General features: G+C 67.7%; 13 protein-coding genes. 7 read left to right on the top strand and 6 right to left on the bottom strand.

The window, feature by feature from the left end:
• Positions 1-765 precede the first annotated feature (765 nt).
• The gene (locus OG453_RS35035; RefSeq protein ID WP_266872579.1) at positions 766-1914 is read left to right on the top strand and encodes a hypothetical protein; all 1149 of its coding nucleotides are present in this window, start codon (positions 766-768) and stop codon (positions 1912-1914) included.
• Positions 1915-2124: 210 nt separating this feature from the next.
• On the opposite strand, the gene OG453_RS35030 is transcribed toward OG453_RS35035, so the two are convergent.
• Entirely contained in the window at positions 2125-2370 is a 246-nt protein-coding gene (locus OG453_RS35030) for a hypothetical protein (RefSeq protein WP_266873283.1), read from the bottom strand.
• Positions 2371-2382: 12 nt separating this feature from the next.
• Here OG453_RS35030 and OG453_RS45225 point away from each other — a divergent pair, with 12 nt between their 5' ends.
• The 4 genes from OG453_RS45225 (at position 2383) to OG453_RS35015 (ending at position 4234) form a co-directional block, all read left to right on the top strand.
• A complete protein-coding gene (locus OG453_RS45225; protein WP_323178697.1) occupies positions 2383-2559 on the top strand; it encodes a hypothetical protein in 177 nt (58 codons plus the stop codon).
• Between the two features lie 480 nt (positions 2560-3039).
• Positions 3040-3432 carry an integrase core domain-containing protein gene (locus tag OG453_RS45220; RefSeq protein WP_323178723.1) on the top strand — a complete coding sequence of 131 codons (393 nt, stop codon included), beginning with the start codon at positions 3040-3042 and terminating at the stop codon, positions 3430-3432.
• Positions 3318-3791 (top strand): integrase core domain-containing protein, encoded by a 474-nt coding sequence (locus OG453_RS35020; protein WP_323178722.1) that lies wholly within the window; start codon positions 3318-3320, stop codon positions 3789-3791. Before OG453_RS45220 ends, OG453_RS35020 begins: the two co-directional genes overlap by 115 nt.
• A 149-nt stretch (positions 3792-3940) precedes the next feature.
• Positions 3941-4234, top strand: a complete 294-nt coding sequence (locus OG453_RS35015) for an integrase core domain-containing protein (RefSeq protein WP_266872577.1) — start codon at positions 3941-3943, stop codon at positions 4232-4234.
• 72 nt (positions 4235-4306) lie between these two features.
• On the opposite strand, the gene OG453_RS35010 is transcribed toward OG453_RS35015, so the two are convergent.
• Genes OG453_RS35010 through OG453_RS34995 form a run of 4 tightly spaced genes read right to left on the bottom strand, consistent with a single transcriptional unit; the run spans position 4307 to position 11384 of the window.
• Positions 4307-7762, bottom strand: coding sequence for an SAV_2336 N-terminal domain-related protein (locus OG453_RS35010; RefSeq protein WP_266872576.1), 3456 nt, complete (start codon positions 7760-7762; stop codon positions 4307-4309).
• A gap of 60 nt (positions 7763-7822) precedes the next feature.
• Positions 7823-8773, bottom strand: coding sequence for a MoxR family ATPase (locus OG453_RS35005; protein WP_266872575.1), 951 nt, complete (start codon positions 8771-8773; stop codon positions 7823-7825).
• Entirely contained in the window at positions 8770-11001 is a 2232-nt protein-coding gene (locus OG453_RS35000; protein WP_266872574.1) for a trypsin-like peptidase domain-containing protein, read from the bottom strand. The genes OG453_RS35005 and OG453_RS35000 overlap by 4 nt, the downstream gene beginning before the upstream one ends.
• Positions 10998-11384, bottom strand: a complete 387-nt coding sequence (locus tag OG453_RS34995; RefSeq protein ID WP_266872573.1) for a CU044_2847 family protein — start codon at positions 11382-11384, stop codon at positions 10998-11000. The genes OG453_RS35000 and OG453_RS34995 overlap by 4 nt, the downstream gene beginning before the upstream one ends.
• A gap of 496 nt (positions 11385-11880) precedes the next feature.
• Between OG453_RS34995 and OG453_RS34990 the strand changes: the two genes are divergently transcribed.
• Entirely contained in the window at positions 11881-12273 is a 393-nt protein-coding gene (locus tag OG453_RS34990) for a hypothetical protein (protein ID WP_266872572.1), read from the top strand.
• Between the two features lie 366 nt (positions 12274-12639).
• Here OG453_RS34990 and OG453_RS34985 read toward each other — a convergent pair whose 3' ends face one another.
• Complete coding sequence (locus OG453_RS34985; protein ID WP_266872571.1) at positions 12640-12999, bottom strand: PASTA domain-containing protein; 360 nt, start codon at positions 12997-12999, stop codon at positions 12640-12642.
• A gap of 436 nt (positions 13000-13435) precedes the next feature.
• Between OG453_RS34985 and OG453_RS34980 the strand changes: the two genes are divergently transcribed.
• Positions 13436-14764, top strand: coding sequence for a site-specific integrase (locus OG453_RS34980; protein WP_266872570.1), 1329 nt, complete (start codon positions 13436-13438; stop codon positions 14762-14764).
• Positions 14765-14889 lie beyond the last annotated feature (125 nt).

Raw genomic sequence — 14889 nt, 5'->3', positions numbered from 1 at the left:
CGTCCCGACGTTGATCCTGTTGGGGGCGGCGGGTGGTCTTTTGCGTGGGGCCCTGGACCTGTACACGCGGTTCGTGTCCTGGCAGGTTGATCGCCGCGCTCATCGCCAGTTCGCCGCGGCGAGGATGGCACAGGGGGAATCCCCGCAGTTCCAGGCTTACTTCGACCCCTCTGTCGACATCGCGGCAGCCGTTGTGCACAGCGTGATGGGTGCCGGGGCCGCGGTGCTGTTCGGTAGGACGGGCCAGATCAGCGGTGAATACGCCGCCCTCGTCGTCGGCATATCGGCGCCCATGCTGCTTACCCAACTCGGCCGCATCCAGACGGTGAACGAGGCGATGACGGGAGACCGGCAGCCGGCTGGGGCAACTACGGATGCCGAGGTGCCTGCGGCTGCCAGCGTCAGATCCGTGAGTGATGCGGCCGACCTCGCCGCGGCAGATGCCCCAAGCGCCGCAGCCGCCACGGCGCCGTCCGTTCCCCTGTCCCGAACGGAGCCTGCGCCCGCACCCTCCACGTCCCTCGCAGGCTCGGTCCAGCCCCTCCCCACTGCCGAGCCCACTTGGCCAGTGCCTTCGCCCAGGACGCCAGCCCCGGTTGCGGGCGCCCGTACGGCGGAGCCCGCAACCGGCGAGCTCCCCACGGATCGAACACAACTCCGAGATTCCGCGCGCCCCGAGGGCACTCCCTTCCTCACGGACCCGGCCGACGGCCGTCGGCGCGCGCCACGACGGCGGCAGAGGCCGGCGATTGAGGAGGAGGGGCAGTGAACGACGTCTCTCCGCACCTGCTCGCCGAAGACCGCGAGGAGTACGAGCGGATCCTCGACGAGGCACTACACACCGCCTCCCGCCGTCCGGGACTGGAGGCCATGGGCCAACAGCTCACCCCGGAGCAACTGCGCACTCTGGCGCTGAACGCTACCGCCCTCATCGCGGCGGCCGCGGCGACCGAGTACCAGCACTACGTACGGGCCCGCGAACAACTTAATGGCTCGGCGTCCGGGTACGAGTCCTCAGGCACGGCGTACTCGTCCTCGCTCGCGACGTCCGCAGACCCGTCTGCCTTCCCCCGCTCCGACACTTTCCCGGCGGCCGCTGAGCACGATGTTGGTTTGGGCCATCGGTTCGGCGCTGCTGTCCTGGGTGCCAGACAACCGGGCGGCCGCCGGATCAGCGACGGAGTCGCTCCGCAGCGGTGGGCCAGGATGTCCTACGGCCGTCGTCTGCTGGCGGCGCTGCTTGGCTTGCGCGTACGGCCAGAAGTACTGACGGCGGAGGCGCGGACACGGCGTACGTCCGAGCAGACAGCGGCCGTCCACACGCCCCCTCGCACGCGCCCGGCCGGGGACAACCGAGAATTGAGCGAGGAGTTGGTCCGGGCCAGAGAGGCTTGGCGCGAAGCTGTGCTGGAACGCGGCATCATCCCCTTCCTGCGGGAAGCACTCGCTGACCCCGGTGCTGCGCCTTCTCCTGCGCCAATGCCAGACACTCCACGGGCTCCCCATTTCCCCGGTCGGCGGCCTTTGCGCGGAGGGACGAACTTCGTCGTGTCCGGCAGCAGCGCTATCGGCGCAGGCGGCGACGTCCGCATCGAAGGTAGCGCCGTCGCCCTCAACCACTCCTCCGCGACTGTCGGCCCCACGGATGAGCCCGACCGCGACGTCGCCATCGCCGAACTCCGCGCCGCCGCAGGACTACTGCTGGAACAGCTCCGCAGATACCGGGACCAGTACGAGGACGGCGCGGAACTCGTCGAGGCCGCCGAGCGCTTCGAGGCGGAACTCGCCCGGGAAGAACCACGTCGCACCGCCCTCCTGCGCTGGCTGGGCTTCATCGCCGCCGGCGTCCAGTCCGACGCCGCGATTGCGAGCGACGTGGCCGCAATTCAGGACAGCGTGACCAGCCTGCTGTAACACCGTGGGCGGCACGGGACTCCATCTCCTGCCCGGCCCCGCACGTCGAATTTCAGAAGTCGAAATCCATGTAAGTGCATGTTTCGCGAAGCAAGATCGTTCTCGCCGGGATCTCCTGTACGCCACCACTCACACTCGGATCTCAGATCCGCGTCATAAGTGCGGCCCAGGGGTCATCGCTCGCGAGAACATGACGGAGATTCTGAGTACCTACATCTTGATGAGGTTGGCGATGTTGAACACGCCGCCGCGTTCCTCGAACTGCTCTTCCGCCCACAGGACGGTCTGGGTGCCCTGGTGCTTGACCATCCCGGGCGAGATGCCGAGTCGGAACGTGCCCGGCACGGGCTTGCCCTCGGGCGTGTGCGGCAGGACGTCCAGCGGGGACGTGTGGGTGCCGAATATTACGTCGGTGCAGTTCAGCACCGCTATCGCGCCAACGACAGCGGTCGGCAATGATCAATGCCCATGCTCCTCCGACTGGCCTGCATCGCCGTCACTCACGCCTTCACCGCCCTGCGGCTGATCCCGATGAACGACCACGACAAGGACGTCGAGATCCTCGCGCTGCGTCACCAGCTCGCCGTCCTGCAACGTCGGCACGGCAATCAGCGCCCCGGCTTACAGGCGGCCGACCGGTGCTGAGGATGGCCGCGGAGAACCCGCACTGGGGATACCGCAGGATCGCCGGCGAACTCGCCTGCCTGGGCCGCCCGGTCGGCGCCTCCACGGTCTGGGCGATCCTGAAAAGAGCCGGGATCGACCCGGCACCGCGACACTCGGGGCCGACCTGGGCACAGTTCCTGCACAGCCAGGCCTCCGGAATCCTCGCAGTGGACTTCTTCCACGTCGACACCGTGTTACTGCGGCGCCTGTACTGCATGGCGGCCATGGAAATCTCCACCCGCCAAATACACCTCCTTGGCGTCACCGCCCATCCAACCGGTAGCTGGGCAGTCCAGCAGGCCCGCGACCTCCTCATGGCACTGGACGACGACGTCGACCGAGTGAAGTTCCTGATCCGGGACAGAGACGCGAAGTTCACCGACGCCTTCGACGCCGTCTTCGCATCCGAGGCCATCCAGGTACTGCTCACTCCCACGGGCCCCGCGGGTCAACGCGTACATCGAGCGCTGGATCGGCGGATGCCGCCGAGAGCTCCTCGACCGCACACTGATCGTCAACGAACGACACCTGCGCACCGTCCTGGCCGCATACGAGACGCACTTCAACACCCACCGCCCACACCACGCCCTCCGCCACGCAGCACCCCTGAGACCACTCCCCGACCCCACAGCACCAGACGCCAAAGCCATCCGCCGTGATCCACTCAGCGGTGTCATTCACGAATACACGCAGGTCGCCTGCGGCGGCCGAGTTTCGGGCACCCACAGGTCATGGAGATCTCTACCCGCCGCGTACACCTCCTGGGCGTCACTGCCCACCCGACCGGCAACTGGGCAATCGAGCAGGCGCGTGACCTCCTCATGGCAATGGACGACCGCATTGACCAAGTGAAGTTCCTGATCCGGGACCGTGATGCGAAGTTCACCGACGCCTTCGACGCCGTCCTCGCATCCCACGCCATCCAGGTCTTGCTCACTCCCATCCGGGCCCCGCGGGCGAACGCGTACATCGAACGCTGGATCGGCGGATACCGCCGAGAACTCCTCGACCGCACACTGATCGTCAACGAACGACACCTGCGCACCGTCCTGGCCGCATACGAGACGCACTTCAACACCCACCGCCCACACCACGCCCTCCACCAAGCAGCACCCCTGCGACCACTCCCCGACCCGGACAGCCCGGACGGCAAGGTCATCCGTCGAGATCTACTCGGCGGCGTGATCCACGAATACAACCAGGTCGCATAGGGCGGCCGAGTTACGGGCACCCACACGCCCGCAACCTGGCCATAGACCTCACTGACGCACAGGCCACCCACGCGTACCTGATCCGGGACCGGGACGCGAAATACCCCGCCCTCTTCGACGAAATTCTGCGCAACGCCGGCATCCAAGTCGTGCGCACCGGCGTCCGGATACCGCGCATGAACGCCATCATGGAACGCTGGGTCCAGACCCGCCGCCACGAACTCCTAAACCGCACCCTCATCTTCAACGAGCGCCATCTACGCCACGCGCTCCACCAATTCGAACTGCACTACAACACCCGCCGACCCCACCAAGCGAAAGACCAGACAGCACCCCTACGCGCCGTCCCCGAACCACTCCCCCACGCACAGATCACCCAACTGAAAGTGCGCCGGAGAGACCGCCTCGGCGGAGTCCTCCACGAGTACCAGCATGCCGCCTGAACTGCACGGATGGAGTTTCCGGCAGGCGCAGAGGTCGTCCCGAGGTAACTGGGTCGAGGTCACACATCTCACTCAGGAAAAGATCGGCCGGGGCCCGAGCAACAGCGCAGCGAGCCGGAGGTACGCCGTGTACGCCTCGGGGGTCAGCCAAGACAGTTCGACTGTACTGCCCATCGCTAAGTGCCCGTCGCGTGGAACCGTGACCAGTCCGCGGCAGCGTGAGCTAAGGGCCCGGCGTGCAGCCGGGTCGAGATTCCAGCCGGCGGCCGGTCGGCTGTGGTTGAGTACAACGACCGCCTCCTTGATCAGGTCCGGACGGTTAATTGAGACCAGCCGGTCCATGGTGCGATGGGCCTGGGTGAGCCCAGCGGGATCCGCCCGGGAGACAATGACCACGCGGTCGGCGTACCCAAGGACTGCGGCGAGCGGAGTGTCCGCATCCACCAGGGTGAGGGGGAAGTGGCGCCCGGTGGCGGCTGCTACCAGGGCGAATTCCTGGTCAGAGAACGATGCCCTCGCCGTCCGCTGGGACAGCGAGTCGTCGGCCAAGACCATCAGGCCCGAGCGATGTGGCGACAGGAACAGTTGAAGCTCCTCGAAGGTGCGCACGTCGTGGAGGGAAGCGGCTAGGTCGCTCAGGCCCGCCATCGTGTTACGAAAGACCCGCCGGCTGATACGGACGTGGCTTCCGGCGTGCCGGTCAGCGTCAACCGCCAGTACGTGTTCCTGCCGCTGATCGGCGAGGACCGCCCCCAGCATCATGGTCGTCGTGGTGCAGCCGACCCCGTCCTTAACGCCCAGTAGAGCGATTTGCAGTGGTCGATCGAGGGCGGCTCGGACTGTAGCAGTCCAGCTGGCGCTGTGGTTTGCCGCCCCGTCCGCACCGTCCGCCCCTCCGTCCCCATCCGAAACGGAGGAGGACGGAGGCGGCCAGGACTCGTCCTCGGAGCCCTCCCACGCGGCGCCGCCCGGCAGCCGCGCGCCCAGCGCCCGGGCGACTTCGCCGGCAGTGGGGCGATCCTCCGGTTCGGCCGCCACACAGCGCAGCAGCAACTCGCGTAGCTCCTCGTCGACTTCGCCGAACTCCAGGTTGTTCTCCAGGCCGCTGCGTTCGTAGCCCTGCCAAGTCCGGCCAGTCGCAGCGTGCAACAGGATCGCACCCAGCGAGTAGACGTCGCCCGCCGCGATTCGCGACTCTCCCCAGTACGTGACCTCCGGTGCTCGGTAGTGGGAGTGCGCGGGCACAGATGCCGTGGACGCGCTCCAAGCGCCGTCAATGCGGGCCGAGGTCCAGCTGATGATGTGCAGGGTCTCCTCCGTGGCCAGAACGACACCCGGGGCAAGCGAGCCGTGCACGATGCCCCGGCGATGGCAGCGGGCCACCGCGCGCGCCAAATGCCAGCCCAGCCAAGTGAACAGCGGAGTGCCGGGCTGCGGCCCGGCCGCGTCCAGCAGAGCTCGCAGGGTGGGGGCGGGACGACCGTCGGCCAGGGTGTCGAGCCGCAGGGCAAGCCATGGCGTGGGCAGGCCCTCCAGGTCGCTGCCGACGACGACGGGCGCGTACGCACCGTCCATGCGGCGCAGCGCACGACGCTCGACCTCGAGCAGTTCCCGGCCGACGGACGACGCGAATGATGGCGACACCCGCAGCAGCACCCGTCGTCCCTCCTCGTCTTCGCCGATGTAGGCGGTGGGTCTGCTGCTCGATCCGTCGCGTTGCAGAAGCGAGTACGGGCCGAGCGTGTGCAGATCCTGCAGGCGCAGCGACAGCCAGGTCGGTGAGGTGTCGATCCCCGAGGGGAGACGCACTTCCTCGTACGCGATCGGTCGCTCGGGCACCGTGGCCATCGGCCGGGCGCCCAGGTGAGTCAGGAGGCGGTCTTCGAGCCAGGCGAATGGGCGGGTGCCGGGCAGCAGTTCGCCGGTGCCCGAGGGGTGGGCGAGCCAGGCCGGGAAGTCCGGCGAGCGGCCCACGAGGGTTCGCAGCCGGTCTGTGACCGCGCGCGTCGTGCGCAGCAGATCGACCGGGGATGCAGTGTCGAGCAGGATGTCCTGGGCGTCCTTGGGAAATCCGAACCGCCGGTGCTGCGCGGGAAGGTGCTCGTCGCCCGAATCGACCTGGCGCATCAAGCCGCCCAGGAACACCTCGGCGAGATGCACGGTGTCGGTCTGCCACGGCACGGCCGCCTGCACGAGTCGCATCACCGGCACGGTCAGCGGTGACACCGCAGCGAGGTGGGCTGCCAGGCGGTACGCCGGAGGGGAAGCCGCGTCCCGGAACCGCAGGACCGCGCTCGGCGCGTCCGCGCCACGGGTGTCGGCGCTGCCGCGCGGCGCCCCGACGTGCGGCGGCCTCAGCAGCGACAGTCGCGCGCTGGCGCCGGGCGAGGCTACAAGGCGTGCCCAGGTGGCGATCGCCGGCGGATACGGTTCGAGCACCGGTATGGGTACCCTGGCAAACTCCTCGCCAAGCCCGGGCGGCAGCAGTGGGTCGGTCACCTCCCACGTGTCGTTGGCCGCGCCGCGCCGCCTGCTCGTCACAAGCCACGGTTCAGAGCCGATCCCCGAACCGTCCCACAGGTGCGCGGGGAGAGTGTGCATGATCGCAGTCGGTCCGTGCCGCGCCCAGCGTTCCAGCGCCTTCGTCAACCGCCCGTCCCGCCAGCACGTCCCGACTCCGTCGCTGATCACCAGGACTAGTGTGCGTCCCGACGGGTCAACGACGGAGGCGGGGGACAGTGCCGGGGCGCGCGGATCGAAGGGGCGAGCCCGTAGCAGCGGTGCCCGCGCCGATCGAGAGTCAAGGCCATGCACACGGACATCGCGGAAGGCACCGAGGCGCTCCAACAAGGTGCGCAGCTCCATGGCAAGCCGCCGCCACAGCAACATCGAGATGCCCTCATCGATGAGAAGGACGAGGTTCAGCTGACGCTGTCGCGCGGGGCGCGTGACCATGTCCGGCAACCCCGTCTCGGCGAGCGCCGCAGTGGTGGCCTCCTCGTCGAACTCCGTCCGAAAAGGGTCAAGACCGGACTGCTTCAGCGCCCGCAGTGCCCGAGAGAAACGCAGTTCGTCCTCTCCGAGCGCCTTCTCCTCCGGGACGCGTACCGGCAACGCTCCCTCAGGCAGGCCCGTCCGAAATCCTGCGTCGAGCTCGGCCAGTTCGGGGGCACTACGCGCGGCGGCTGCGGCGTGCAGGGCGCCGAGCAGCTGGGCCGGGGGCGGGGGCTGAGGCGCGAACTCCGGTGTCGGCAAGGGGTCAGGAACCGGCCGTATATTCGACGAATCGTCGGGCCCCGGAGCGCCCTCGGTCGTGCCGGGCCCCGAACCGGGTGAGACCGCGCCGTTCAGACAGCGCGCGAGCGGGGCGTCCGCTCCGGCAGGAAGCCGCGCGGCCAGCCAGACCGTGTCGAGCAGTTCGTGCAGTGACAGGTCATGCCCGGTCAGATGTGCCAGTCTACCGAGTGCGGACAGCTGCGGTTGGTCATCGCCGCCCGATGGATGGGAGGCACTCTGCCCTTCGCTCACGCCCGGCATCTAGACGCTCCGCCGAACGCAGCGTTCCGGGACTCCGAGTTCCATGGCTGCTCAGATCTCCCCACCCAGCCGGTGCAGGACGGCGTCGAGCAACCCCTCGGCGTCGAGGTCAACTCCGCCCTTGCGCAGGAACACCGCGTTAAGCAGCTGGTCCGTGGCAAGTTCGCCAGGTGCCCGGCGGTTGAGGAAGGTGTGCAGGAGGTCATCGACACCGGCAAGGGCCTCATCACCGAGGTGCGCAGCCACGATGTCGCGCAACCGGGCCTCGTCCGGGTCGGGCAGGTCCAAGCGCACGCAACGGCGCATGAAGGCCGGCGGGAAGTCCCGCTCGCCGTTGCTGGTGATGACCACGACGGGAAATTCCCGGCAGCGCACCCGTCCCCTGACAACCCTGATCAGGTCGTCGTCCGCGCCATAAGTGAAAATTGACACCTCGGACTGCGCCTCGGACAGCCGGGACAGCTCGGGGATGTCGAACTCGCCTTCCTCAAAAACGGTCAACAAGTCGTTGGGGAGGTCTACATCGCCTTTGTCCAGCTCGTCCACCAGCAGCACTCGTGGCCGGTCTCGCGGCACGAGCGCCGTGCCCAGCGGGCCGAGTCGGATGAAGGTGCCGACGTCTGGCTCATTGTCGCCGCGCTCCTTGCGCAGATGAGTCTCGCGGAGCCGGCCGACCGCGTCGTACCCGTACAGAGCGTCCTTGAGGACCGAACGGCTGTTGACGGGCCAGTGCAGTACGGGCCCCAGAGCCAGCTCGCGGGCGATGGCGTGGGCCAGTGACGACTTCCCGGTGCCCGGATGACCGGTAACCAGCAGCGGGCGGCGCAGATGCAGGGCGGCGCTTACCACGTCGGCTTCGGTACGTCCGATCAGGTACGGGCGCGGCCGACCGCGGCCGTTCGTCGCGTCGGTGAACCGCCTCCACGGCGGGGCGGGGGGGAAGTCCACTGGCCGGACCGCGCCATCACCGCGGAACAGCCGCCATTCGTCGCCGTGCGTCATATCGCCTGCTCCGTTCCTCGCGAGGGGTCGGCCAGCCGAAGTTCATCCGGCAGCGGAAGTCCCGCGTCCTCCCACACCAGCGACGGGCGCGCGGCTCCGGCGGAATAAGCGGTGCCCCGGGCCCTGAAGTGCCGTAGCCGCTCAGGCAGTTCGTCTACGGGCCCCTCGGCGACGACAGCCGTGAGCGGCGGACCACCGTCGGGCCCACTGTGATGCTCTGCGCGGCCTCCACGGTCCTCGCGATCCCAGAGCACGATCGGCACCCCCATCACGAGGCAGATAGGAAGGAGTTCGCCTCGGTGCTCGGGGGACCCCTGTAGGTAGACGCGGGCTCCGTCCCTGTGAGTTGTCTTGAGCAGGCCGATGAGCCCCGCACGCCCGCCGACGGTGTGATCAGCCACTAGGGGCGGGCTCTGGGCGCGGGCCCGCCACCGCCGCTTGAGGTCAGCGTCACCGGTGCGTGAGCGGGTGCGCAGCTTCGGGCAGCGCAGCACGAGATGGAAGTCCTCGCCCAGCGGGGCGGGAATGACCTCGTCGGCACCGGCCCCATCCCACTCGTCCACAGGAAGTTCGAGCGCGTCCGGCGGCACTGACACGGCGACCATCGCCACCCCGTCGTCGGTGGAGTCTGCGGCGTCGCGGATAAGATGCGCGATCTCCTTGCCGGTGCGGGGCCGTTCGGTGCCTGTGACGGCGCGTGCGGCGCTGCCGTCCGGACGTACCCGCCACACCGAGCAGCGGTAGTGCCCGGCGGGGTCCTTGGCATACTGGTCGAGTTCCACGAGAATCCGGGATCCTGCCGGGGCGGTCCGCCGTGACCACCGCTCGGCGTCGGCGCGCCGCTCGTGCAGAGCCGACGCATGCACGCCCAAACGTGTCGAGACACGTCGACCCCACTCCTGAAGCGCTTGGCAGGCCAACCCACCGGTCTCGGCGGCAACGTACTCCACCACGCGCAGTAGGGCGGGGAGCCTTGGAGTCTCCTCGGGAACCGGCGACCCGTCGCCGTGCCAGGTCTCCAGCTCCCGCAGCACGCCGGGCACGGCGGACGGCGAGAGGCGAGTGGTCTGCAGAGAGCGAGGCAAGTCGAGGTAGGGCAGCGCGGCGTTCGCGGCACGGTGCAGTAAGCCCGGGTCCGATACGGCGAGGTGTTCCAACTTAGCGAGCAGTACGCGGTGTTCGGCCACCGACAGCAATCGGGCCGCATCGGTGACCCGGCCCACGGCGAGCAGCCGGTCGAGTTCGACACGACCGCGTGGGTCGTCGGCCACCGTGGGTGACAGCGACTCGGCGAGAGTGGGCAGCGCTCGCTCGGTACCGCCGAGCAACTGCGCCAGCTCCTCCACAGATGGCGCACTGCCGTCCACGGGGGCGCGCAGGCCGAGTTGGACGGCGAGCGCCCCGGCGTGCGCGGCGCGCGCGGCAGGGTCACCGAGCAGGATGTGCAGCGGGCCGACCAGCATGTCGCGCACCGACTCGTCCACGCCGAAGGCAGCAGGTCCCGCACCCAGGGCGGCCAAGTGCGGTTCGGGAACGGCTCCGGCCCGGCGCAGTTCCGCCATGACCGACTGCCAGCTCCGTCCCCAGCTGCGGCGCACGGTGTGCTGCGCGGCGAACGCCGTGTCCGGGGCATCGATCCGGCCCATGACCAAGCCCACGGCAGCGCGGTCGGCCACCGACCAAAGTGGTCCGCCGCTGTAGCCCTCACCAATCGCGGCGCCCGACAGTTGTCCGTCAAGGTAACCGACACCGTCACCGTACGAGGCGACGCGTACATCGGCGTACGAGAAGGCCTGACCGCCGCCATACCAGGCGCGCACCTGCTGGCCCATCTCCATCTCCAGCCAGCGCAGCGGGCCCACTTGCGTGGGCGGGTCGCCCTCCAGCTCGAGGACGGCCAGATCACCGTCCCACCGCAGGGTGCCATCCGTGATCGCCCTCTGGCGTTTGGACCGCGGAGGTATCCAGGCCGTAAGCCGCGCCAGCCAGGTGTGGGCGGCGGACAGCACGGGGAAGGCCACGTCGAGGACGACATTGCCGGGGTCCCCGGGGTTCAGGACGCGCAGCCCGAGCGCCGAGTTGACGACATGAGCGCAGGTCAGGAGGGATCGTCCAGCCAGGTATACCCCGGCCCCCGCCGTCGCCGTCCCGTCTTTGGACAGGACCCGCACGAGCCCGCCGCGGGCGTCCGCGGCCGTTTCATCCAGTGCTGTCGCGAACCAGGTCACGTCTGTCTCTCACAAGGCAGCTGCCAAGTGGCTGAAATCGTCATGCTGGCCTGGCCATTTGCGCCGACGATGCCGATCTTCAGATCCTGGCCGACCTGTATTCCGAAGTCGACGCTGATCTCGTGCGGCGGATCGGGGATGTTGCGCACCGCGTCGTGCACCTGCTGCAGGACAGGCCCCAGAGGGCTCAGCACGGTCCGCAGCGCATCCGTAGCCAGCTCCCCGACTCGCGCTCCTCGCCCCACCGGAGTCACTCCGGCAATGCCGTCCGGGAGATCGACGCCGCCCTGCGGTGGAGTCGGACGCTCGCCGACCGCCGCAAGTTCGAGGCGGACCTCTACCCCGTCGCCGAGAGTGAACTCAATGTAGTCGTCATGTGGCACAGGCACCATTGTGCCGAGCAACGCCCGTCTCAGACAGGTAAGTTGCCGAAATGAGGCGATCGTGATTTTCCACGCTGCCGCGCTCCCCGGACGCTGTTGCAACACTGCGCCTGCCGATAATGTCGTCCATACAGCTCAGAGACTTGTCGGTATGCCACTCGAAAAGTCATCGCCGCAGGTGAGGGGAGTACGTCAGTCTGCTGGGGTCATGTCCTCCGTGATCCTGTTCTTGTTGGACAGGGCTCGGTGCAAGTGCCGCTCGTTGTTCGTGAGCATACGATCGGTACATCCCTCACGTCACAGTAAGTATTCCCAATTTTCGGGTACTTGACATCGGTGCCGGGACTCATCGTGCAGGAGGTCGCCGTTCGCGTGGCCGAGCTTGCGTCAAGCCGTCTTGGGCGACAGTTGCAGCGTAAGGTGACCAAGAGCCATCAGGAAGGCTCTAGCCGCGCCGACGCTGGCGTCAGCGGCACCACGGCATTACGTTCCACAGATGGACCTGTCCACTCTGATCGCCGCCATCGCTGCAGCAGTTGCGTCCATCGCTGTCGCCCGCTGGCAATGGTTCGACCGTCCGCAGCACGGATGGAACGTCCATATGACACAAGATCGCCGGCACGAAGACTCGCCATCTGAAACGGGCAAGACAGTCCAACGACGTCTACGGGCAACGTTCTCCGTCCAGGCAGTGGGCACAGCGGTCGTGCACAGCGTGAAGGTCAGGGCGCCTGGAGCACTTGCTGGCGGGAAGCCGCGGAAGGACGAGACTGCCAACGAAACAGAGAAGCGTCGCAGCCTGTACGAGCGAGCCGACGATGAGCTCCGGCTCGAAGCCAATCGAGCTCGACATCTTCTTTCCGAAGCCAGGGACTGCGGTCTACATTGAGATCCTCTGAGTCGGGCTACGCCCATATCAGATGCTCGGAGAACGCGTCGACGCCCGTGCTCTGGCTGACGGAGAGCTGCCGGATTGGGAGCGATGGCAGTGGAGCTGGCGAAGCCTTCGCCCGCGATGCGCGCCAGGAGGGCAGTGGTGGGTGATCTGGCCCGTGAGAACAGCAGGCCACTGGGTACCCGCCAAAGACCTCACCCGCATTGCAATTCCGGACACGCGGCCGTCTGATCGTCTGGCAGCCGACCAAGGGCCGTCACAGACTGCCTAGTCCTGCGGAACGGAGTGCACGGGCGAGCACCGCACGGGAACCTCCTGCACGACCGACCTCAGGCCCCACCACCCGGGCACGCGCGTACCTTAAGGGCAGCTCTCATCGTCCTTGACCACGTCAAATGTGACCGTGACATCGGTGGGGTGTCGCCCTGGCTCTGGCATCTGGGAGCAGACCACCCAGTTGCGGTCCAAGACCTGGAACCTGTCCATTCCGGTGGCATCGCGGGAATCGAGAAGGTAGAACCCGTTCGCTTGAGCGGTGTCCTGTGCATCCTGCAGGGACTTGCCCACCAGGTTCGGCAGGACCGCTTGCTCGGCCGCTGGCTCAGTTTCCGCGGGCGCCTCGGTGGTCTCTGTGACTGTCTTCGTCGGCGTAGGCGTCTCGCCTGGGGAGTCATCGCCACCACACGCAGTCGCGCCAGCGAAGCAGAGCAGCAGTGACATCAAACCTGTTGTACACCATCTCCACCGCGGGACCCGAACAGCGTCGGACCTCATGGAGCAAGTGTCCTCCCAGAGAAGCTTCATTGCATCTCAGGCGCTCGAGCGCCTCCGACTTCACAGAGGCCTGCGAACACGCAGAGAAGACGGGCACGTCGAGCGCTCCCCCTGCCCGACAAGCCGCGCCAGACGCGGGCCATCGAACGCTGAGCTCTCAACCCCGTACCAAGGTGGCGCACGACTTGACGTCCAGTCGTACCCACATGGGGTCCCTCCGCGCCTTATGGCGTCGCACCATGCGCTCCGTCAAGGGATCTGTGCAGGTCACATGCCCTTCAGCCCCTGCTGTGGTCGTACGGTGGCCGTTCGCCGCGAACTCTGCGCGCCACAGGCTCACTCTGAAAGCACAGGTGTCACACCACGCCAAGAAGCGATCACCATGCGCACTCACCACGCCACAGGCCGCGTCTACCGCCGCTGCGGCTGCCGCGACCAGCAGAAACACCAGCTCGGCACGCACTGCCCCCTCCTGAATACCGACCCCAAACACGGGACTTGGACCTTCGCCGTCGAAATCCCCGCCGCCCAGACCGGCGGCCACAACCGCACCGTGCGCCGCGGCGGCTTCCCCACCCAGGACGACGCCGGCATCGCCCTGCACCGCTACCCCGCCGGCCGCAGCATCGGGATCAGCGCCGACCCCAACCAGACGCTCGAGGACCACCTCATCCAATGGCTCGCCGCACAAAAGCTACGGCTCAAACCCACCACCTGGATCCGCTACCGCGACTACACCCGAAACGATCTCATCCCCGCCCTAGGGGCCATCCGTCTCGATGACCTGGCCTACGAGCACCTGCACCACTTCACGCAGACCCAACTCGCCGCCGGGCGCGGCCAGCAGACTGTCTGGCACGTCCTCGCCACCCTCTCCAGCGCTCTCGGCGAAGCCGTGCGAACCCACCGCCTGCCTGTCAACGTCGCCCGGCCTACCGTGATCCCGCGCCCTGCTGCGGCAGAGCGCACCATCTGGACCACCGCCCAGGCCGTGCGCTTCCTCCACCACTGCCGGAGACGTGACCCGGACTTCGCCGACCTCGCCGAGCTCCTCATCGACACCGGACTTCGCCGAGGCGAAGCCCTCGCCCTGCACTGGAACGACGTACACCTCGACCAGAACCGGCTCTACACCCGCTGGACCCTGTCCGCCGTCGACAACAACAAGCTCGTCATGACCACCCCCAAGACCCGCGCCAGCCGCGACTGGGTCGCCCTCTCACCCCGCGTAAGTGCCGTGCTCGAGCGCCGCCGCAACACCTCACTCGCAGAGGACCCCACCGATCCTGAATACGGGAACGGGTTCGTCTTCGCCCGCCCGGACGGGCGCGCCTGGCACCCCGAATGGGTCCTCAATCACTTCCACGACCTCACCCAACAGGCCGGCGTCCCCCGCTGCACTCTCCACGACCTGCGCCACCTCGCCGTGACCATCGCCATCAGTGAAAACGTCAGCCTATGGGCCGTCTCCCAGACCGCACGGCACTCCCCATCTCCACCACCGCGAACATCTACGCCAACCTCACCCGACGTACCGCCCACCAAGCCGTCGACGCCATCGCCGCCGCCCTCAACCGCGAAGAAGAGCGTCGCGACCACATCACGACCACCGACACTCCCGCGGCTTGACGCGATTACCACGCACGACAGGTCCGATGGCACAGGTGACGACCACTCCACGACCACCAGCAGAAAGGCCGCTCCCGCCTAATGGCGGAAATGGCCTCCGACCTGCAAGAAGCTGGTCGGGACGACAGGATTTGAACCTGCGACCCCTTGACCCCCAGTGCGCGATTCTGGCTTGGAGTTGTGAAGCACGGTTGACAGCCGTACAAC

The organism is Streptomyces sp. NBC_01381, from assembly GCF_026340305.1.
Taxonomy (GTDB): Bacteria; Actinomycetota; Actinomycetes; order Streptomycetales; family Streptomycetaceae; genus Streptomyces.
This window is presented reverse-complemented; position numbering and strand designations above follow the sequence as displayed.

Excerpts from the sequence above, each read along its gene's own strand:
- OG453_RS45225 (WP_323178697.1), top strand. The coding sequence starts at position 2,383 with ATGCTCCTCCGACTGGCCTGCATCGCCGTCACTCACGCCTTCACCGCC.
- OG453_RS35005 (WP_266872575.1), bottom strand. The coding sequence starts at position 8,773 with ATGACGCACGGCGACGAATGGCGGCTGTTCCGCGGTGATGGCGCGGTC.
- OG453_RS34980 (WP_266872570.1), top strand. The coding sequence starts at position 13,436 with ATGCGCACTCACCACGCCACAGGCCGCGTCTACCGCCGCTGCGGCTGC.
- OG453_RS34990 (WP_266872572.1), top strand. The coding sequence starts at position 11,881 with ATGGACCTGTCCACTCTGATCGCCGCCATCGCTGCAGCAGTTGCGTCC.
- OG453_RS34985 (WP_266872571.1), bottom strand. The coding sequence starts at position 12,999 with ATGTCACTGCTGCTCTGCTTCGCTGGCGCGACTGCGTGTGGTGGCGAT.